Below are 19,366 nucleotides of genomic sequence, written 5' to 3'. Positions count from 1 at the left end.
CAAAAAAACTTAAAAAGAATGAAAAAAGTGCAAAATAGATTCAGGCGAATTTGCCTCTTAAAGTTCCCTTATCATCTTTAAAAATCCTTCAAAAATGCTATAATAGAAGCATTACGAATATTGGAGAGAAACCATGAGTTTTTACAATCATAAAGAAATCGAGCCTAAGTGGCAAAAATACTGGGCTGACCATCACACTTTTAAGACAGGAACAGATGCCTCAAAACCTAAGTTTTATGCGCTTGACATGTTCCCTTATCCATCTGGAGCGGGTCTTCACGTAGGACACCCAGAAGGTTATACAGCGACTGATATCCTCAGCCGTTTCAAACGTGCGCAAGGTTACAATGTCCTTCACCCAATGGGATGGGATGCCTTTGGTTTGCCTGCAGAGCAATACGCTATGGATACAGGGAATGACCCAGCAGAATTCACAGCAGAAAACATTGCCAACTTCAAACGCCAAATCAATGCGCTTGGCTTCTCTTACGACTGGGACCGTGAAGTCAATACGACAGATCCGAACTACTACAAGTGGACGCAATGGATCTTCACTAAGCTTTACGAAAAAGGTTTGGCTTATGAAGCTGAAGTGCCAGTAAACTGGGTTGAAGAATTGGGAACAGCTATCGCCAACGAAGAAGTTCTTCCAGATGGAACATCTGAGCGTGGTGGCTATCCAGTTGTTCGCAAACCAATGCGCCAATGGATGCTTAAAATCACTGCCTATGCTGAGCGCTTGCTCAATGACTTGGATGACCTTGACTGGCCAGAGTCTATCAAGGACATGCAACGCAACTGGATTGGTAAATCAACTGGTGCCAATGTCACTTTCAAAGTAAAAGGGACAGACAAGGAATTCACAGTCTTTACGACACGTCCAGATACTCTTTTTGGTGCGACCTTCACTGTTTTGGCTCCTGAGCATGACTTGGTAGATGCCATCACAACACCTGAACAAGCTGAGGCTGTAGCTGACTACAAACATCAAGCCAGCCTTAAATCAGACTTGGCTCGTACAGACCTTGCCAAGGAAAAAACAGGGGTTTGGACTGGTGCTTATGCCATCAACCCTGTCAATGGTAAAGAAATCCCAATCTGGATTGCTGACTATGTTCTTGCCAGCTACGGAACAGGTGCTGTTATGGCCGTACCTGCCCACGATGAGCGTGACTGGGAATTTGCTAAACAGTTTGACCTTCCAATCGTAGAAGTGTTGGAAGGTGGAAACGTTGAAGAGGCTGCTTACACAGAAGATGGCCTTCACGTCAACTCTGACTTCTTGAACGGTCTCAACAAAGAAGAAGCGATTGCTAAAATCGTGGCTTGGTTGGAAGAAAAAGGCTTTGGTCAAGAAAAAATCACTTACCGTCTTCGTGACTGGCTCTTTAGCCGTCAACGTTACTGGGGTGAACCAATCCCAATTATTCATTGGGAAGATGGGACTTCAACAGCTGTTCCAGAAAGTGAACTCCCACTTGTCTTGCCAGTAACCAAGGACATCCGCCCTTCAGGTACTGGTGAAAGCCCATTGGCTAACTTGACAGACTGGCTTGAAGTGACTCGTGAGGATGGTGTCAAAGGTCGTCGTGAGACTAATACTATGCCACAATGGGCAGGTTCAAGCTGGTACTACCTCCGCTATATCGATCCACACAACACAGAGAAATTGGCCGATGAGGACCTCCTCAAACAATGGTTGCCAGTCGATATCTATGTGGGTGGTGCAGAACACGCCGTGCTTCACTTGCTTTACGCTCGTTTCTGGCATAAGTTCCTCTATGACCTCGGTGTTGTACCGACTAAAGAGCCATTCCAAAAACTCTTTAACCAAGGAATGATCTTGGGAACAAGCTATCGTGACCACCGTGGCGCACTTGTGGCGACTGACAAGGTTGAAAAACGTGACGGTTCCTTCTTCCATGTGGAAACAGGGGAAGAGTTGGAGCAAGCACCAGCCAAGATGTCTAAATCCCTCAAGAACGTTGTCAATCCAGACGATGTGGTGGAACAATACGGTGCTGATACCCTTCGTGTCTATGAAATGTTCATGGGACCACTTGATGCCTCAATCGCTTGGTCTGAAGAAGGATTGGAAGGAAGCCGTAAATTCCTTGACCGTGTTTATCGTTTGATTACAAGTAAAGAAATCGTTGCGGAAAACAATGGCGCTCTTGACAAGGTTTATAACGAAACTGTTAAATCTGTTACTGAGCAAATCGAGTCTATGAAATTCAACACAGCCATTGCTCAGCTCATGGTCTTTGTCAATGCTGCCAACAAGGAAGATAAACTCTATGTGGATTACGCCAAAGGCTTTATCCAATTGATCGCCCCATTTGCGCCTCACTTGGCGGAAGAACTCTGGCAAACAGTCGCAGAAACAGGTGAGTCTATCTCTTATGTAGCTTGGCCAACATGGGATGAAAGCAAATTGGTTGAAGACGAAATCGAAATCGTCGTTCAAATCAAAGGTAAAGTTCGTGCCAAACTCATGGTTGCGAAAGACCTTTCACGCGAAGAGTTGCAAGAAGTCGCTCTTGCTAATGAAAAAGTCAAGGCAGAGATTGATGGCAAGGAAATCGTGAAAGTGATTGCGGTACCAAATAAACTCGTTAATATTGTTGTAAAATAAAAATAAATCCTTCGGAGCTTAGCTCTGGAGGATTTTTTTAGGCTCAACTTGACAAGAAAATATCATTTTGTTAATCTTATTAACAAAAGAGGAACGCTATGAATAAGAAAGAACTGCATAAGTTTAATAATCGTTTTAACAGTTTTGTTTTAGCCTTTGAACAGTTGAAAAAAGATCAACATCGGAACAGTATTGATAAATCAATCACTATTAATGAAGTCCATTTGATTGACCTAATAGGTCGGAATCAGCCTGTGAATTTAGTGAAATTATCTGAGTTACTTGAAGTCTCTAGGAGTGCCATTACTCAGAGTGTTAGACGTTTAACCAAGAAAGATCTCGTTTCTTTTGAATTTGCACCAGATAATGAAAAAAATAAATATCTGATATTATCCCAAAAAGGGGTTGACGTTTTTAATATCCATAAAGAGCAGCAAGAACATATTGAGACAGCCATTTTTTCAGTTTTAAGAAACTATAGTGAGGAGGATCTTCAAATGGTTATGAAATTGATGGATGATGTTGAAAAGGTATGGCAAGAATTACCGTGGTAAAAATCACGGTAATTTTAAAACTATATTGTTAATTACATTAACAAAAAAGGAAGATATGAATATAAAAATTGAACTGATCTCAGAGTCTGATTTAGCAGACGAATCTTTTAATATTGTCATCGATGGCTTAAAACCAAGAGAAATATATCGAGTCGAAATGTTTCTATCCGATTATTATTGTATCAATGCTCCCATGCTTTTAGCTCATGATGTTTTATGGAAATCAGCAGCGACTTTTGTATCAGATAAGAATGGTATTATTGATATTTCACAAACTCCATCTTGTTCTGGCTCTTATGAAGATATTGCAACAATGGGGTTATTCTTTAATGCCAAACCTTTGACCAATAGGAAAAAGAAACTTCCAAACTCTCTTTCTAAAATTCCCTTATTAGATCACTTTTTTGTGGAAATCAAAATTATACAAGGTAATACTGTCGTCGCAGAGAGAACTTTCACAAGACATTACATGAGTTCGCAAATTAGTCATCAAGATATTTACGGGAAACATTTTCAAGGGAGACTCTTTTATGATAAAAAGGCAATAAAAGCACCAGCATTGATTATTGTGAGCGGTAGTGAAGGAAGGATTGAAAAGGCACAGAATATAGCTCAGCTTCTATCTTCTAGAGGTTATATTTGCCTAGCAGTTGCCTACTTTGGTTTAGAGGGGTTGCCAAAACATTTGGAACGTATTCCTTTAGAGTGCCTTGTGGAAGCAAAGGATTATCTACGTCAGCATCCTCAAGTAGATAGTGAAAGAATTGGAATCTATGGACGGTCTAAGGGAGCAGAGTTAGTTTTAGCTGAGGAGAGCATTTTTAATGACGTTCAATGTTTGGTACTAAATTCACCCTCTGATGTGGTGTATGAAGGGATAAAAGGGAAATGGAACTCTCATACTTCTTCTTGGACATATTTGCAAAAAGAACTTCCTTATCAAAAGTTTCGACTTAGAGATTATCTGTTCAGCAAACTTTTAAAAAAATCCTTCCCTAAAGATTGCTCTGCTAGGATAGATATTGGTCAAATGCATTCACCAATCTTATTGCTCGGAAGTACTGTTGATGAAATATGGGATGCCTCGTCAGCAATTGATGATATTGTCTCACATTATAAAGGACACCACATTACATTTAAAAAATACCATGAGACAGGTCACATGTTGACAGTGGCTTATCAACCCAATCATCGCTATCGAAAAGATTGGCGTTTATTGATGAAAGAGAGTAAGGATTCTTGGTTGGCTACAATTCATTTTTTTGATAGGCATTTGAAGAAGCAATAAAAATAAGATTATAAATATGCTATAATAATCCCAACTAAGATAAAAACACAGTTCTGGTTGGTAGTCCAGACGTAGGCAAGCCTATCAGTAACCTTCCTCCTTGGTTGTCCATTCTTAGGGATAGATTTAAGGAGGTGCTGTCGTGGAAACAATTTCAATTGGCTTGACAGTTTATTTTGAAGATGGATTTTGGCATGGTTTGTTCGAACAAGTGTATCGAGAAACTTATCAAGTTTGTCGTGTGACATTTGGTCAGGAGCCAAAAGATGATGAAATTCTAGAGATTTTACAGACTCAGTTTACTCAATTATCTTTTAGTCCAGAAGCTACAGTTAAGCAACATGTAAAAATCAAGAATCCTAAACGATTACAGCGAGCTGTGAAGAAACAAGTAAAGCAGAAAATTTCTTCCAAGTCGAAAGAACTATTGCAGTTGCAGTATGAGGAAAGGAAAAAGATTTCAAAACATCAATCTAGTGTCCAAAAGCAATTGCTCAAACAAGAGAAATTCGAACGCAAACAGCAAAAACGAAGAGACAAGCATAAAGGACATTAATGTGTTTCTCTTTATAGAAACAGCTCTTTTCTAAATAGAAAGGAGCTGTTTTTACTAGTATTGAAGAATAGATTTCAACTGTTTCCTAATCTAGTTACTTATCGTCAAAACTTTTACTGATGATAGTTTCAAATTCAGGACAATACTTACTTGCCTCAAATTCAATGACACCATATTGGGCAATCTCATTTTGATAGAATGGATCGTGTGTAATGATTTCTTGAACAGCTTCTTTATTTTTAGCTCTTCCATCCCTCCACTTGGACTCTCATTTTGACCACTTATCCCCAAAAGCCGTTTTTTAAACGGCTTTTTTGCTAGACTGGTTCTATCAAAAGGAGAGAAAATAATGATTTTACAAGCTAAAAACATAAGCAAACGGTATAGGAACCACCTTGCTGTTGATAATATTCAATTACAATTCAAAAGAGGGACTTTCAATGCGATTCTAGGACCAAATGGAGCGGGGAAATCAACGACAATTTCCATGTTGATTGGTTTGAAACAACCAACGCAAGGTGAAATTATCTATGAATCCGGTACTAAAATTGGTGTGGTCTTCCAGACTAGTGTTTTAGATGAGATGCTGACGGTTAGGGAAAATCTGACTATTCGTGCGAAACAGTATAAAGGACTGAAACCCAATCGTGTGTCTGATCTCATTGGTCGGCTAGGCCTATCAGCTTTCCAAAAGCAGAGATACGGGACGCTTTCAGGTGGCCAAAAGCGTCGGGTTGACATTGCGCGTGCTCTGCTCTCACAACCAGATATTCTTTTCTTAGACGAACCAACGACAGGTTTAGACATTCAAACCCGGAAGTCTATTTGGGATTTGCTCTATCAATTGCAGAGAGAAGAGGGGATGACCGTTGTACTGACCACGCATTATCTTGACGAAGCGGATGAAGCTGATCTGATTTATATTGTGGACCATGGGAAAGTGATTGCTCAGGGATCGGCATTAGATATTAAGAGCCAGTATGCAAAAAACATCTTGAAGATTCGTTTCAAGGAGATACAGCAGATAGAAAGTCTTAAAACTTCGGGAATGTCAGTAGAGCAACAAAGTCAACTGGAGTATGTTTTTCAACCCGAGAGTGAAAGGCAAGCCATTGATTACCTGGCACAAGTTAGAGATAGAATAGACCATTTTGAGTTTCGTCCCGGGACTATGGATGATGCCTTTATTGCACTTACAGGAAGGGAGGTTCGCTAATGCTAGCCTTACTAAAGCGAAATTTTTTATTGTACTTCAGGAATCGTTCAGGAGTTTTCTTCTCCTTGTTGGGAGCCTTGATTTCCTTTATTCTTTATATTATTTTTCTTCAAAAAAATCTAACAGATGCTTGGAATCAACTCCCCAATAGTGGCCCTTTGTTAAATAATTGGTTGATGAGTGGGACGCTGGCTGTGACAGGGATAACGACAAGTCTGGCTGCCCTGACTCAGTTAGTAAAGGACCGTGAACATCAAGTAGATCAGGATCTTTATTTATCGGATCAAGGAAAGTGGCGGTTACCATTTTCGTATCTAACGAGCGCAATCATCATCTCTTTTTTCATGCAGGTCCTTATGTATGTGCTGATGTGTAGCTATTTTAGAGAAGTGCCAAAATTATCCATACTACCCGAACTTCTCCTCATTATGCTACTTAGTAGCCTGCTTTCTAGCTTAGTGAATGCCATTTTTGTTTACTTTTTCCAATCCGTAGACAGTCTTGGAAAGTTTGCGACCATAGTGGGGACAGCTTCTGGTTTTTTGGTAGGAACTTATGTACCTTTGGGCATTCTACCTGATTTTGCACAACTACTAATGAAATGTACTCCAGCAACTTATATTGCTGCACTTTATCGACAAGTCCTCATGAAAGAAACATTAAGTGAGACCTTTAAAGGTCAAGATAACCTTCTTCAAGAGTTTCAAGAAAAAATGGGCGTTCAGCTCAAGTGGCAAGGTTTATTGACAAAGGAAAATACTTACCTTATAGTGTTAGGAGGTATTCTTCTAGCAAGTATCCTTTGGATTGTTTTAGTGAAAAAAACTAGTCAGAAAAAATAAGTGAGAGTTGGAATAGGAATGAAACTTCGTTTTGAAGAAAAATCAGATATTTCGGCAAAGGATCCCTGTGTGGTCATCCAAGCAGAGCGATTGTCTGATCAAGCACGAGAGGTAATGGATTATCTCGAACAATTTTCAGTTGTAAATCAAGTGGTGATTCCTATTAAAACGGATGATCATTTGGTTATGGTAAAAATTGATGACATTATCCTAGCTGAGATTGATAAGAATGTGTTAACGATTTATACCGTAAACAATACCTATACGATGAGAGAGACACTAACAAACTTTCAGCATCGCATCAATCGTCGAAGTTTTTTACAGATATCACGTCATGCTGTTATGAATATAGACCATTTGGAGTCCCTATCAGATAGTTTTTCTGGCAATATGATGGCTAAAATGACAGGTGGGGTGAAGTCCAGTGTCAGCCGAAAATATGTCAAATCCTTGATGGATTATTTAGGGGTGTAGGAGGAACCAATGAAACGTTTAATTGCTTATTTTGTATCCGGCGTGAGAACGGGATCGTTCTTTTACCTTGCACTCCTTTTACTTGGTCAATTATTTCCCCAGCTTATCTATCCCAAAGTTAGTGTGGGGAATATTTTAGCCCTCTTTATGATGAGTGGTTTGATGGGAATGCTCTCGTGGATTTTGGAAGAGATTGACTGCATATCGTATAGGCTTAGAATAATCTTGCATTTCTTGTTGACGGCGATTGTACTTACAGTGACTTGTCTGATATCAGGCTGGTATGAGGCTTTAACGAACCCTGCTATATGGATTGTCTTCATTTCCGTTTATAGTATTATCTGGCTATATCTCATTTGGCAAATGCATATGAGAACACAGCGTATTAATCAAGCTTTACTGCATCGTCGAAGCCAGAAAAAGAAAAGTAATAAATTATAGTAAACTTCAAAAAAATACTCTTTTTCCTCTTGACCCTCACGCCACGTCATAGCTTATACTCTTAATCAGAGAGGAGTTCTAATGAAATCTGTAAAAGAAGTGAGCCAACTATCAGGTGTCAGTGTGCGCACCCTTCATTATTATGACGAAATTGATTTGCTGAAACCGTCAGTTGTGGCTGAAAATGGTTACCGTTACTATAATCGCGATGCGGTTGTCCGTTTGCAGGAAATATTGCTTTACCGTGAGTTAGACTTTCCTCTCAAAAAAATTAAGGAAATCGTAGGTCAACCAGGTTATGACAAAGTTCAAGCGCTTAGGGATCAGATTAAGCTCTTAGAGCTGAAAAAGTCCCGGTTGGAAGCCGTCATAGCTCATGCCAAGGCCTTACAAATGGAGGAAGAAGAAATGTCATTTGAAGCATTTGATCAAAAAGCTGTGGAAGCCTTTCAGGAAGAAGCTCAGGCTAGATGGGGTCAGACAGAAGCTTATCAAGCTTTTGCGGATAAGGAAGAGGAGTCCTTCCCTGAAGTTACAAAAGAGATGACTGCAATCATGTCTACCTTTGGACAGCTCAAGGAGTATAATCCTGGTGATGATAGTGTTCAGGAGCAAGTAAAGGGGTTACAAGATTATATTAGTCAGCATTTTTATCCATGTGACCAAACGGTATTAGCTGGTCTAGGTCAGATGTATCAAACAGATAATCGCTTTTCTAGTTTTATCGATAAAGTCGGAGGAAGAGGTACTGCCGCCTTTCTCGCAGAAGCTATTCGTATTTATTGTCAATAAACTAAGGCCAAAGTCTATAAGACTTTGGCTTTTTTCATGCCATAGTGACATTTATGTCACTATTTTTATAATCATTTAATGTTTATAATTAATGTATCGTTTTAGAAGGCGATTGGTTAAGTGTTTCTGATATTTTGCTTGAAATTTTCTTGCAGATAATCAGATATAAACTAATCAAATTCTAATCTAAATCAAATTTACGGAGGAAATCATGTCCATTTTAACCATCGACCACATCTCAAAGTACTATAATCTCGACGGTACGAACCAAGAGCGCGCTTTGAACGATGTTACACTTGAGATTGCATCAGGAAAGATCACTGCTATCTACGGTCCATCTGGCTGTGGTAAGACCAGTCTGCTTAGTATTATTAGTGGCTTGGATAGTCAGTATCAAGGAAATCTTTATTTCAAAAATCAAAACATGCGAGATTTTTCAGAGCGTGATTTGACCTATTTTAGAAAGGCTCATATTGGCTTTGTCTTTCAAAATTTCAATCTTATCCCTCATCAATCAGTCCTTGAAAATGTCAAGATGCCTCTTTACGTTAAAAATATGACTGATAAAGAGATGGTCGATATTGCGGAAAGGGAGCTCAGCCGTCTTGGAATCGGAGACTTTATCAAGAAAAATGTTAAGCAGCTTTCTGGTGGGCAAAAACAACGTGTGGCCATTGCCCGTGCCCTAGTCAATAATCCAGAAATGATTGTGGCTGATGAACCGACAGGTTCTCTTGATTCTCAGTCTCAGGAAAATGTTCTCGAAATTTTTAAAGAGCTAGCTGAGGCAGGTAAAACTGTGATTATTGTAACCCATAACCCTGAAGTGGCGGATTATGCGGATGTTGTCATTAAAATGAAGGATGGTGAAGTCGTTGAAACAATCGAAAAATAAGGGGTTGACCCTCAAGAATAAACTCAAATTGTCATTGAACAACTTTATGGAACGTAAGTGGCGTAATCTTTTGATTGCGACGGCAACTTCCATTGGTTTTATCGGTGTCTTGATTTCCTTTGGTTTGGGAAATGCTATTGTTGGTATGATTAATGACAGTACCGATGGTGGCAATATTCCATCCCAGATTCAGATCAGTCTTAGTGCTAAATCAGCAGCCAGAGGGGTTCTAAATGCGGATGACGAGAAGTTTATTCGTAGCCAGATTAAGAGTGATGACATTAAGTATTTGGAGAGTCCCTTTGGAATGAACATGGCAAGTCTTACCCTTGATGGCAAGACCATGGACTTCAGCAAGGACCTTCCTAACTATTCTCAGGTTATTAGTCTCTACAAGAACACAAAAATCTCTACATCTCGCAATGATAAGGATAAAATTTCAGCTGGGAAGCCTTTTAAATCTGAAGATGAAAAGGGCTTAACCCTTCCGATGAGTTTTGTCAAACGCTACAACCAAGAAACAGGGAAGGAGCTCAAGGCTAAAGACTTTATCGGTAAAGAGATTTCGGCTCAGATTGTTGAAAATACTGCTGAGGGAACTAAAGTAGCTGATATCAAGACTAAGATTGTCCGTATTGTTGATGACAGCGAGGATGCTGAAGAGAGCAATAGCTATCTGCCAGCTAAACAATTGGAAGAATTACTCAAAGAAAATGGCTTTACCAAAACAGTCTCTTACATGCTTTTGGAGCTCAAAGATCCAGCCAAGACCAAGGAAGTCACTAAAAAATTGCAGAAAAACAAGAAGTATCTAGTTCTTTCACAGCAGGCCATCCTAGATGTTATTATTAAATTCATTCGTGTGATTCAGGCCCTCTTGATTATCCTTTCGTCACAAGCTATCCTAGTTTCAGCTGTCATGATTGGAATTATCATCTATATTAACATCATGCAACGCTCAAAAGAGATTGGTGTTATGAAGGCTGTCGGTTATCTTAATCGTGATGTGAAAGCTATCTTTGTTTATGAGGCCCTCTGGATTACGGGTATCTCACTAGCTCTTGCCCTCCTTGTATCGCAGGGCATTGGAAGCTTGGCTAACATGATTGTTTCACATCTCTACCCAAGTGTCAGCAAGGTGTTTGACCTAAATCTGACATCAATTCTCATCATGTTTGGTTTCTCACTCTTGATGGGCTATCTGTCAGCCTACCTTCCAGCCCGTAAAATCAGTAAAATGGACCCTGTCGAGTCCCTAAGATATGAATAGAAATAAAGAGTAGTCTCCTCAGGCTACTCTTTTTTGTCAAAACAAGCATTAGAAAAATCGGAAAATCCAAACAATAATTAACTTTCTGAAAAGTGGAGACAATTGCTCAAAAATGCTATAATAGTCAGTATATACAGGCTATTAATAACAAAAAAAGAAGTACCTATTCGATTGGAGGAATTCCATGTATAAAGATGACAGTTTAACCTTGCACACTGACTTGTATCAAATCAATATGATGCAAGTTTACTTTAACCAAGGTATTCACAATAAAAAGGCCGTTTTCGAAGTTTATTTCCGTCAACTTCCGTTTAAAAATGGCTTTGCTGTGTTCGCAGGTCTGGAGCGTATTGTCAACTATCTTGAAAATCTGACCTTCTCAGAAACTGATATTGCTTATCTAAAAGATTTAGGTTATCCTGAGGATTTTCTGGACTATCTAGCCAACCTAAAACTCGAGTTGACTATCAATTCAGCTCTTGAGGGTGATTTGGTATTTGCTAATGAACCGATTTTCCAAGTGGAAGGTCCCTTGGCCCAGTGTCAGCTTGTAGAGACTGCCTTGCTAAATATCCTCAATTACCAGATTCTTATTGCTACCAAGGCAGCCCGTATTCGTTCTGTCATTGAGGATGCTCCTCTGTTGGAATTTGGGACACGTCGTGCACAAGAGATGGATGCAGCAATCTGGGGAACACGTGCAGCCGTGATTGGTGGTGCTGATGCAACGTCAAATGTACGTGCCGGCAAGATTTTTGGAATCCCAGTTTCTGGTACTCATGCCCATGCCCTTGTTCAAGCCTATGGCAACGATTATGACGCCTTTAAAGCCTATGCATCTACTCATAAGGACTGTGTATTCCTTGTAGATACCTATGACACCCTTAAGATTGGTGTTCCTAATGCTATCCGTGTCGCTAAAGAGCTAGGTGATAAGATTAATTTCTTGGGTGTTCGTCTTGATTCAGGTGACTTGGCTTATCTATCGAAGCAGGTTCGTAAGCAATTGGATGCAGCTGGTTTCCCTGATGCTAAGATTTACGCTTCAAACGACCTTGATGAAAATACTATCCTTAACTTGAAGATGCAGAAGGCTAAGATTGATGTTTGGGGAGTAGGTACTAAGCTCATCACTGCCTATGACCAACCAGCCTTGGGTGCTGTTTACAAGATTGTCTCAATGGAAGATGATAAGGGAGTCATGCATGATACTATCAAGTTGTCCAATAATGCTGAGAAGGTTTCGACACCAGGTAAGAAGCAAGTTTGGCGTATTACGAGTCGTGCTAAGGGCAAATCAGAAGGTGACTATATCACTTTCGCAGATACGGATGTTAATGCTTTAGATGAAATTAATATGTTCCACCCAACATATACTTACATCAATAAGACGGTTCGTGATTTTGATGCAGTGCCACTCTTGGTTCCAATCTACGACAAAGGGCAACTAATCTATGACTTACCAAGTCTTGATGAAATCAAGGCTTATGCGACTAAGGAATTGGACGAACTTTGGAATGAGTACAAGCGCGTGCTTAACCCTCAAGATTATCCAGTTGACTTGGCTAAAGATGTCTGGGATAACAAGATGACCTTGATTGATAATGTCCGTAAGAAAGCCCATGACTTGTCAGAGTAAAGGGAGAAATTATGACTTTGCAAGAAACTATTATTGCTCAACTAGGTGTTAAACCTAGCATTGATCCAAAGGAAGAAATTCGAAAATCCGTTGATTTTTTGAAGGCCTACATGCTCAAACATCCATTCCTTAAAACATATGTTTTGGGAATCTCAGGAGGTCAAGATTCTACATTGGCTGGTCGTCTGGCACAACTTGCGATTGAAGAGCTCCGTGCAGAGACAGGAAAAGACTATCAGTTTATTGCCATTCGTTTACCGTATGGTGTCCAAGCAGATGAAGATGATGCCCAACGTGCTCTTGCTTTTATCAAGCCAGATGTGAGTCTTGCGGTTAATATCAAAGAAGCTGTAGATGGTCAGGTTGCTGAACTTGCCAAAGCAGGTGTCACCGTTTCTGACTTCAACAAGGGAAATATCAAGGCCCGTCAACGTATGATTACCCAATACGCGGTCGCGGGTGAAAATAGTGGGGCAGTTATTGGGACAGACCACGCCGCTGAAAACCTTACGGGCTTTTTCACAAAATTTGGTGACGGTGGTGCGGATATTTTGCCGCTCTTTCGTCTAAACAAGCGTCAAGGTGCAGCCCTTCTTGCAGAACTTGGTGCGGATAAGGCCCTATATGAAAAAGTGCCAACAGCTGACTTGGAAGAGGATAAACCAGGAATCGCTGATGAAGTGGCACTTGGCGTGACCTATCGTGAAATTGATGACTACCTTGAAGGCAAAGAAGTCTCAGCCAAAGCCCAGGAAACGATTGAGTCTTGGTGGCGTAAAGGTCAACACAAACGTCACTTGCCAATCACCATTTTTGATGATTTTTGGAAATAAGAGGAGAAATGAGTTATGATCAAAGCTTATATTGATTTTTGGAAGCGTGCCTTTGACTTTAGCGGCCGTTCGACTCGTCCAGACTTCTGGTGGGCTTATTTAGTTAATGTCATTATTATTACTATTCTTACTGTTTTTTGTGTTCTTATTCCTTTCTTCAGTAATGTTGATCTTAGTGACCCAGCTCTGTTGAATAATCAGACTGAACTACAAAAAATAATTTTCTCCTATGCTTGGCCACTAATGCTTTTTAGCTTAATTGAACTTATCCCTCAATTGTCTCTACAAATCCGTCGTTTAAGAGATGCAGGATTTCATCCGGCTTGGGTACTTCTAAGTTATATAGGGCTTATACCATTCTTAGCTTTATTCACATTGATTGGAAGCATTGTCCTCCTTATCATGTCGTGTCAGCCAACGAAACCAGCACCTGAAACGCAATTTGATAAAGTGGAATAAGATTGTCATAACCCTAGGTTTAACCTAGGGTTATTTTTAAATTGAATTTTCAGAAATTAGTGATAAAATAGAGAGGAATAAGGCTTAAAAGGAGGAATCTTATGACTTCACTATCAACAGATTTCACAGATAAACTATTTGCAGAATATGAGGCCAATGCCAAATACAGTGCTATTGAGAATGCTGTAACTCATAATGGCTTGCTCAAATCCATCGAAACACGTCAATCAGAAGTTGAAAACGACCATGTTTTCTCAATCGATTTGACTAAAGATGAGGTGTCTAACCAGAAAGCTTCAGGACGTTGCTGGATGTTTGCGGCACTAAATACTTTCCGTCATAAATTAATCTCAGACTTTAAATTGGAAAGTTTCGAACTTTCTCAAGCGCACACTTTCTTCTGGGACAAGTATGAAAAATCAAACTGGTTCTTGGAACAAATTATTGCTACAGCAGGTCAAGAGATTGGCAGTCGTAAGGTTAAATTCCTTTTGGATACCCCTCAACAAGATGGTGGACAATGGGATATGGTCGTATCACTTTTTGAAAAATATGGTGTTGTACCAAAATCGGTTTATCCAGAATCTGTAGCTTCAAGCAATAGTCGTGAGCTTAACCAATATCTCAATAAGCTCCTTCGTCAAGATGCTCAAATCTTACGTGACCTAATTGCAGGTGGTGCTGATCAGGCTACTGTTCAAGCTAAGAAGGAAGAGCTTCTTCAAGAAATTTTCAATTATCTTGCTATGACTCTTGGTTTACCACCACGTCAGTTTGATTTTGCCTACCGAGATAAGGATGACAACTATCAATCTGAGAAAAATATCACACCACAAGCATTCTTTGAAAAATATGTGGGTCTCAAACTCAGCGACTATGTGTCAGTTATCAACGCTCCAACAACTGATAAACCTTACGGAAAATCTTATACTGTTGAGATGTTAGGTAATGTTGTAGGTGCACCAAGTGTTCGTTATATCAACCTCCCAATGGACCGTTTCAAAGAGCTTGCTATTGCACAGATGAAGTCTGGAGAAACTGTTTGGTTTGGTTCAGATGTTGGTCAAGTTTCAGACCGTCAAAAAGGTATTCTTGCAACTAATGTTTATGACTTTACAGCTAGTATGGATATTAACTTGACTCAAGATAAGGCAGGACGTTTGGACTACAGTGAATCTCTCATGACTCATGCCATGGTATTGACTGGGGTTGATTTGGATGCTGATGGCAAACCTGTTAAATGGAAGGTTGAAAACTCTTGGGGAGACAAGGTCGGACAAAAAGGTTACTTTGTCGCTTCTGATGCCTGGATGGATGAATACACTTATCAAATCGTTGTCCGTAAAGACTTCCTTACAGCTGAAGAATTAGCAGCCTATGAAGCAGAGCCACAAGTACTTGCTCCTTGGGACCCAATGGGAGCCCTTGCTTCAAAATAAGACAATAAATGAAACTACTGGGAAATGATTCCAGTGGTTTTTCGTAGTTTCTTTAAAATTTATCGGTAAAAAAAGAGTTATCCATTCGGATAACCCTTTTTAGTTCTTATTCTTCTGCTGTAGCAGTGTTTGAATTTGAATGTTCAGAGCCATTAGAAGCTGATGTCGATGGATTTGTTGAAGCATCAGGCCCGTACTGTTGACTATCTTGTGAACTTGATGAGTCACTGCTTTGGCTTGAGTCTAAACTTGATGATGAGCTAGATGTTCCAAGTGATCCTGTGTAAACATTTGATGTTGAAGAACCAGTAAGGAAGACATAGCTACCATTATTATAAACACCGCTAGGCATATCGAAATCTTCAGAACCCGCACCATACATCTGGTTAAGGTAGCTACTTGTTACACCGTAGATTTGTTTAGCAATGTCAAGGTCTGAATCATGAAGTGGTGTTTTACGGTTTTTGTAACCTGTCCAAATCGCCATTGAATACTTAGTATTGTAACCAACGAAAGTTTCATCTGGAACCATAAGATAAGCATAGACGCCACTTTCTTTTTGTACCTTGTAGTATTCATCGTCACCATAGTTAGATGTACCAGTCTTACCAGCATTGAATGTACCAGGGACATAAGCTTCAGTCGCTGTACCACCTGTCATTACTTGTTTCAACATGCTTGACATCATGTAAGCTGTTTGTGGCGACATGGCCTCGACACCTTTAGAATCAAATGATTTTGTTGAACCGTCTTCAAATTTGATTGATTTAATGTAAGATGGTTTATAGTAAGTACCGCCATTTGCAAAGGCAGCATAGGCCGCAGCCATTTTCTCGCTTGATGCACCGTACTTAGGATCTGACGATGTTGTTGAAGATGAGATGGCATTTGAGTAATACATTTCTGGATACTCAATACCCAAATCTTTCAAGAAGGACTGTGCATATTCCAAACCAACCGCCTGAAGAGCTTTAACAGCTGTTACGTTACGTGATTGTTGAATAGCATAGGTCAATGATATACTTCCGTAATATTTACGGTCCCAGTCGTAAACTGGGGTTGAAGAGCCAGGGAAATTATAAGGATTATCGTAAACAGTCGTACCAGTGTTTGTATAAACACCTTTTTCAATAGCGGGAGCGTAGTCAGTGATAGGTTTCATTGTAGAACCCCAGTCACGGTCAGTTTGGACTGCTTGGTTGGTACCAAGGGCAACGTTCTCATCCTGATGGCGTGATCCTAGCTGAGCAACAACACGACCATTAGTAACATCAATAATAGTAGAGGCAACCTGGAAGCTATCATTTGGATAGTAGATATAGTCATCAGTATTATAGACATTCCAAATGTATTTTTGAATATCAGGATTAAGGTTAGTGTAGACGTCGAGACCTGCTGAGTAAATATCAGCATTGGCATCAGTAGATACCTGTTCGATAACTTGTTTGATGTAGTTATCTAGATATGGTTCGTAGCTAGCTTTCTTTGTGAGTGGAAGAAGACCATCTGATATGTCAGTTTCTTTAGCTTGTTCGTACTCTTCTTTAGAAATGTTTTTGTCTTCATACATTTCACTAAGAACAGTGTTACGACGCTTTTTAGCAGCATCCGGATTAGCATAAGGGTCATATTGTGTTGGTGCTTGTGGAATACCGGCAAGAAGAGCTGCTTGGGCAACAGAGAGGTCGCTCAAGTCTTTACCGAAGTAAGATTTAGCTGCAGTCTTCATACCATAGTAACCATTACCCATATAAACCTTGTTAACGTAGAAGGTCAAAATCTCTTGTTTAGTGAATTGACGCTCCATTTGGAGAGACAACCAGATTTCTTGTGACTTACGTTTAAGGGTTTGGTCCGAAGTGTTTGTTGAGAAGTAGGCCAATTTAATCAACTGTTGGTCGAGTGTAGACCCCCCCTGGGTACTACTACGACGAAGGTTATTAACAGCCGCTCCCATGATACGGTAGACGTCAATTCCACGGTGTGTGAAGAAACGTTTATCCTCAATAGAGGTGATGGCATTAACTAGAGTTGTTGGAATTTCATCTGTGGATGCACTCTCACGTTTCTCAGCTCCCAAGTCAGCAATAAGGCTACCATTGGCGTCGTAAATCTTACTTGAGCTTGTTGATTGTAGTTTGTTCTCGGTAAGTTTAGGAACACTGCTAATATAGTAGGCAAAGAGGCTACCACCAGAGATGACACACACTACAAAGAAAGTCAGTAATCCAATAAATCCGTATTTTGCAATACGCCAGCCCAAGCTTTGGTCTGAAGTAGCTGAGCGTTTTCCCTTGCTATAGCGAGAAGAATCTGAACGTTTGGCTTTGATGTTTTTAGCACGTTTAGTTAAACCGCTCAGCGATTCTTTAAAGTTGTTGAAATTAAATTTAGCCATTATGTGTTACCACCTAATAATTTTTCAATGATTTCTAAATAAGGAACTTGAGGATAAGCTGCTTCTGCAATTGCATAGCCTCTTTTTTTGATATAATCAAGAGGCATTGATTTCGTCCCCTTATCAATTTGATAAAAAGCGATTAAGTCTTTGGCAGGCAGAAGGTAGGTTTCCTTAAGCGTCGAGAAGTGAAGTAGCACGAAGCAGATCCCATCTTGACTGATGACCTGAGACATGTGCTCAATTTGATGCGCATGAAAGTTTTTCATAGGCATGGATGTCTTTTGTCGTGTCTCTTTGGCTTCAAAATCAATGTAGTATCCTTTGTAAACACCAGAGTAGTCGGTAGTAGAGGCTTGTCTAAAGTAAGCTTCCACAATCTTTGCTCGTGAGCGTTTGGGATAATCGACTTTGACAATTTGAACAGGAGTGGGTTTTTTATGAATAACGGCTAAACCACGCGACAAATAGTAATCATTAGTCGCGTTAATAGCAGATTCAAAGCTCATCCCCCGATTGGCAAAGTTAACTCTATTTGATTTTTTAGGACGTACTTGTGCTATCTTACGAGATATCTGATGGGGATAGTTTACCATTTCTTTCCCTTCTTCTTTATAAGATATGCATAAAGACTATTTTATTATACCATAAAATGAACGAGGAAAACAATAAATGACATCACTACTGGTAACTGGTTATAAGAGCTTTGAACTCGGTATTTTTAAAGACAAGGACCCTAAAGTAACCATTATCAAGAAAGCAATTAAACGTGATTTTAAGCGTTTCTTGGATGATGGTGTGGATTGGATGATTTTTACCGGCAACCTCGGTTTTGAATTTTGGGCACTAGAGGTGGCCAAAGAACTTCAGCAAGACTATCCTTTGAAGTTAGCGACACTCTTCCCTTTTGAAACTCATGGTCAGAATTGGAATGAAGCGAATCAAACGAAACTAGCAGCCTTTAAGCAGGTTGATTTTGTCAAGTATAGCTTTCCCGCTTACCAATCTCCAGCACAGTTTAAACAATTTAATCAGTTTCTCATTGACAATACAGATCAGGCTTATTTATTTTATGAACCTGAAAATGAAACAAATCTGAAATATTTTTACGGTATGATGATAGAAGCAAGGGATTATCCCGTATCTCGACTGACTTTTGATGACCTCAATGAGGTCATGTCGGAATAGGATATAATTGAGTTTTAAACTTGCATTTTTATTTTTTTTTCTGTATCATAAAAACATTAGACAGTAAAGTATTAGTAAGTTAGATAAGACAAGTATTGGAGAATAAAAATGGCTAAGATTAATTTAACGCCCAAGAAAATCTACGAACAAGAATTTAAAACAAGCATGCGTGGATACGATAAGAAAGAAGTTGATGAGTTTTTAGATGATGTAATCAAAGATTACGGTGTCTATATTGCTCTAGTTAAGGAATTGCAAGAAGAAAATGCAAAACTTAAGGCTAAAGCTTCATCAGCTCCTGCAAGTCGCCCAGCATACGCGAGTGCGACAAGTGAGCCATCACGTGCGAATGCCAATGTTACTTCGGCTTCAAACTATGATATCTTAAAACGTATCAGTCGTTTGGAAAAAGAGGTCTTTGGAAAACAAATCGTCGAATAAAACTGG

At 39.7% G+C, this 19,366-nt stretch carries 19 protein-coding genes and 1 pseudogene; 17 read left to right on the top strand and 3 right to left on the bottom strand.

The genetic code is table 11. The features are described from left to right. Positions 1-133: 133 nt before the first annotated feature. The 4 genes from leuS to HMPREF2571_RS02390 all read left to right on the top strand — a co-directional run bounded on the left by leuS (position 134) and on the right by HMPREF2571_RS02390 (position 5,033). On the top strand, positions 134-2,635 hold the full coding sequence (leuS, locus tag HMPREF2571_RS02405; RefSeq protein WP_070847119.1) for a leucine--tRNA ligase: 2,502 nt from the start codon (positions 134-136) through the stop codon (positions 2,633-2,635). A 98-nt stretch (positions 2,636-2,733) separates the two neighbouring features. After that, positions 2,734-3,189: a MarR family winged helix-turn-helix transcriptional regulator gene (locus HMPREF2571_RS02400; protein WP_045771710.1), complete on the top strand. Its 456-nt coding sequence runs from the start codon at positions 2,734-2,736 to the stop codon at positions 3,187-3,189. Between the two features lie 55 nt (positions 3,190-3,244). Next, positions 3,245-4,477, top strand: coding sequence for an acyl-CoA thioesterase/BAAT N-terminal domain-containing protein (locus tag HMPREF2571_RS10645; protein WP_045771738.1), 1,233 nt, complete (start codon positions 3,245-3,247; stop codon positions 4,475-4,477). 142 nt (positions 4,478-4,619) lie between these two features. Then, positions 4,620-5,033, top strand: a complete 414-nt coding sequence (locus tag HMPREF2571_RS02390; protein ID WP_045771711.1) for a YjdF family protein — start codon at positions 4,620-4,622, stop codon at positions 5,031-5,033. Between the two features lie 94 nt (positions 5,034-5,127). On the opposite strand, the pseudogene HMPREF2571_RS10960 reads toward HMPREF2571_RS02390, so the two are convergent. Further along, positions 5,128-5,280 (bottom strand): annotated as a pseudogene (locus tag HMPREF2571_RS10960) (GTP cyclohydrolase); the annotation flags it as partial. Positions 5,281-5,382: 102 nt separating this feature from the next. Here HMPREF2571_RS10960 and HMPREF2571_RS02380 point away from each other — a divergent pair. From HMPREF2571_RS02380 to pepC, 11 genes are all read left to right on the top strand, one after another. Next, the gene (locus HMPREF2571_RS02380; RefSeq protein ID WP_070847116.1) at positions 5,383-6,249 is read left to right on the top strand and encodes an ABC transporter ATP-binding protein; all 867 of its coding nucleotides are present in this window, start codon (positions 5,383-5,385) and stop codon (positions 6,247-6,249) included. After that, the gene (locus HMPREF2571_RS02375) at positions 6,249-7,091 is read left to right on the top strand and encodes an ABC transporter permease (RefSeq protein WP_070847114.1); all 843 of its coding nucleotides are present in this window, start codon (positions 6,249-6,251) and stop codon (positions 7,089-7,091) included. Before HMPREF2571_RS02380 ends, HMPREF2571_RS02375 begins: the two co-directional genes overlap by 1 nt. Positions 7,092-7,109: 18 nt before the next feature. Beyond that, on the top strand, positions 7,110-7,565 hold the full coding sequence (locus HMPREF2571_RS02370; RefSeq protein ID WP_002886486.1) for a LytTR family DNA-binding domain-containing protein: 456 nt from the start codon (positions 7,110-7,112) through the stop codon (positions 7,563-7,565). Between the two features lie 9 nt (positions 7,566-7,574). Next, a complete protein-coding gene (locus tag HMPREF2571_RS02365; RefSeq protein WP_002886487.1) occupies positions 7,575-8,006 on the top strand; it encodes a DUF3021 family protein in 432 nt (143 codons plus the stop codon). Between the two features lie 81 nt (positions 8,007-8,087). Beyond that, positions 8,088-8,798, top strand: coding sequence for a MerR family transcriptional regulator (locus HMPREF2571_RS02360; protein WP_002886488.1), 711 nt, complete (start codon positions 8,088-8,090; stop codon positions 8,796-8,798). A 211-nt stretch (positions 8,799-9,009) separates the two neighbouring features. Beyond that, positions 9,010-9,693 (top strand): ABC transporter ATP-binding protein, encoded by a 684-nt coding sequence (locus HMPREF2571_RS02355; RefSeq protein ID WP_002886489.1) that lies wholly within the window; start codon positions 9,010-9,012, stop codon positions 9,691-9,693. After that, positions 9,662-10,963: an ABC transporter permease gene (locus tag HMPREF2571_RS02350; protein WP_083320419.1), complete on the top strand. Its 1,302-nt coding sequence runs from the start codon at positions 9,662-9,664 to the stop codon at positions 10,961-10,963. The genes HMPREF2571_RS02355 and HMPREF2571_RS02350 overlap by 32 nt, the downstream gene beginning before the upstream one ends. Before the next feature lie 184 nt (positions 10,964-11,147). Further along, positions 11,148-12,602 carry a nicotinate phosphoribosyltransferase gene (locus tag HMPREF2571_RS02345; protein WP_002886494.1) on the top strand — a complete coding sequence of 485 codons (1,455 nt, stop codon included), beginning with the start codon at positions 11,148-11,150 and terminating at the stop codon, positions 12,600-12,602. Positions 12,603-12,613: 11 nt separating this feature from the next. Continuing rightward, on the top strand, positions 12,614-13,435 hold the full coding sequence (gene nadE / locus HMPREF2571_RS02340) for an ammonia-dependent NAD(+) synthetase (protein WP_002886496.1): 822 nt from the start codon (positions 12,614-12,616) through the stop codon (positions 13,433-13,435). Between the two features lie 15 nt (positions 13,436-13,450). Then, positions 13,451-13,894 (top strand): DUF805 domain-containing protein, encoded by a 444-nt coding sequence (locus tag HMPREF2571_RS02335; RefSeq protein WP_002886497.1) that lies wholly within the window; start codon positions 13,451-13,453, stop codon positions 13,892-13,894. 101 nt (positions 13,895-13,995) lie between these two features. Then, the gene (pepC, locus tag HMPREF2571_RS02330) at positions 13,996-15,333 is read left to right on the top strand and encodes an aminopeptidase C (RefSeq protein ID WP_070847112.1); all 1,338 of its coding nucleotides are present in this window, start codon (positions 13,996-13,998) and stop codon (positions 15,331-15,333) included. 106 nt (positions 15,334-15,439) lie between these two features. Here the strand turns inward: pepC and pbp1a are convergent, their stop codons facing one another. Together pbp1a and recU are read right to left on the bottom strand one after the other, a co-directional pair. Further along, complete coding sequence (pbp1a, locus tag HMPREF2571_RS02325) at positions 15,440-17,731, bottom strand: penicillin-binding protein PBP1A (RefSeq protein ID WP_014633626.1); 2,292 nt, start codon at positions 17,729-17,731, stop codon at positions 15,440-15,442. After that, complete coding sequence (recU, locus tag HMPREF2571_RS02320; protein WP_070847111.1) at positions 17,731-18,327, bottom strand: Holliday junction resolvase RecU; 597 nt, start codon at positions 18,325-18,327, stop codon at positions 17,731-17,733. The genes pbp1a and recU overlap by 1 nt, the downstream gene beginning before the upstream one ends. A gap of 76 nt (positions 18,328-18,403) precedes the next feature. Here recU and HMPREF2571_RS02315 point away from each other — a divergent pair, with 76 nt between their 5' ends. Then, entirely contained in the window at positions 18,404-18,919 is a 516-nt protein-coding gene (locus tag HMPREF2571_RS02315; RefSeq protein ID WP_002886507.1) for an SLOG family protein, read from the top strand. 108 nt (positions 18,920-19,027) lie between these two features. Beyond that, positions 19,028-19,360, top strand: a complete 333-nt coding sequence (gpsB, locus tag HMPREF2571_RS02310; RefSeq protein WP_002886509.1) for a cell division regulator GpsB — start codon at positions 19,028-19,030, stop codon at positions 19,358-19,360. The last annotated feature ends 6 nt before the right edge of the window (positions 19,361-19,366 follow it).

It is taken from the genome of Streptococcus sp. HMSC068F04, from assembly GCF_001837455.1.
Classification (GTDB): Bacteria; Bacillota; Bacilli; order Lactobacillales; family Streptococcaceae; genus Streptococcus; species Streptococcus salivarius_D.
The sequence above is the reverse complement of the archived record's forward strand: the minus strand, read 5'-3'. Positions and strand labels throughout refer to the sequence as shown.

What these genes read in the sequence shown, in the direction of transcription:
- leuS (WP_070847119.1), top strand. Translation starts at nt 134, where the DNA reads ATGAGTTTTTACAATCATAAAGAAATCGAGCCTAAGTGGCAAAAATAC.
- HMPREF2571_RS02400 (WP_045771710.1), top strand. Translation starts at nt 2,734, where the DNA reads ATGAATAAGAAAGAACTGCATAAGTTTAATAATCGTTTTAACAGTTTT.
- HMPREF2571_RS10645 (WP_045771738.1), top strand. Translation starts at nt 3,245, where the DNA reads ATGAATATAAAAATTGAACTGATCTCAGAGTCTGATTTAGCAGACGAA.
- HMPREF2571_RS02380 (WP_070847116.1), top strand. Translation starts at nt 5,383, where the DNA reads ATGATTTTACAAGCTAAAAACATAAGCAAACGGTATAGGAACCACCTT.
- HMPREF2571_RS02375 (WP_070847114.1), top strand. Translation starts at nt 6,249, where the DNA reads ATGCTAGCCTTACTAAAGCGAAATTTTTTATTGTACTTCAGGAATCGT.
- HMPREF2571_RS02370 (WP_002886486.1), top strand. Translation starts at nt 7,110, where the DNA reads ATGAAACTTCGTTTTGAAGAAAAATCAGATATTTCGGCAAAGGATCCC.
- HMPREF2571_RS02365 (WP_002886487.1), top strand. Translation starts at nt 7,575, where the DNA reads ATGAAACGTTTAATTGCTTATTTTGTATCCGGCGTGAGAACGGGATCG.
- HMPREF2571_RS02360 (WP_002886488.1), top strand. Translation starts at nt 8,088, where the DNA reads ATGAAATCTGTAAAAGAAGTGAGCCAACTATCAGGTGTCAGTGTGCGC.
- HMPREF2571_RS02355 (WP_002886489.1), top strand. Translation starts at nt 9,010, where the DNA reads ATGTCCATTTTAACCATCGACCACATCTCAAAGTACTATAATCTCGAC.
- HMPREF2571_RS02350 (WP_083320419.1), top strand. Translation starts at nt 9,662, where the DNA reads ATGGTGAAGTCGTTGAAACAATCGAAAAATAAGGGGTTGACCCTCAAG.
- HMPREF2571_RS02345 (WP_002886494.1), top strand. Translation starts at nt 11,148, where the DNA reads ATGTATAAAGATGACAGTTTAACCTTGCACACTGACTTGTATCAAATC.
- nadE (WP_002886496.1), top strand. Translation starts at nt 12,614, where the DNA reads ATGACTTTGCAAGAAACTATTATTGCTCAACTAGGTGTTAAACCTAGC.
- HMPREF2571_RS02335 (WP_002886497.1), top strand. Translation starts at nt 13,451, where the DNA reads ATGATCAAAGCTTATATTGATTTTTGGAAGCGTGCCTTTGACTTTAGC.
- pepC (WP_070847112.1), top strand. Translation starts at nt 13,996, where the DNA reads ATGACTTCACTATCAACAGATTTCACAGATAAACTATTTGCAGAATAT.
- pbp1a (WP_014633626.1), bottom strand. Translation starts at nt 17,731, where the DNA reads ATGGCTAAATTTAATTTCAACAACTTTAAAGAATCGCTGAGCGGTTTA.
- recU (WP_070847111.1), bottom strand. Translation starts at nt 18,327, where the DNA reads ATGGTAAACTATCCCCATCAGATATCTCGTAAGATAGCACAAGTACGT.
- HMPREF2571_RS02315 (WP_002886507.1), top strand. Translation starts at nt 18,404, where the DNA reads ATGACATCACTACTGGTAACTGGTTATAAGAGCTTTGAACTCGGTATT.
- gpsB (WP_002886509.1), top strand. Translation starts at nt 19,028, where the DNA reads ATGGCTAAGATTAATTTAACGCCCAAGAAAATCTACGAACAAGAATTT.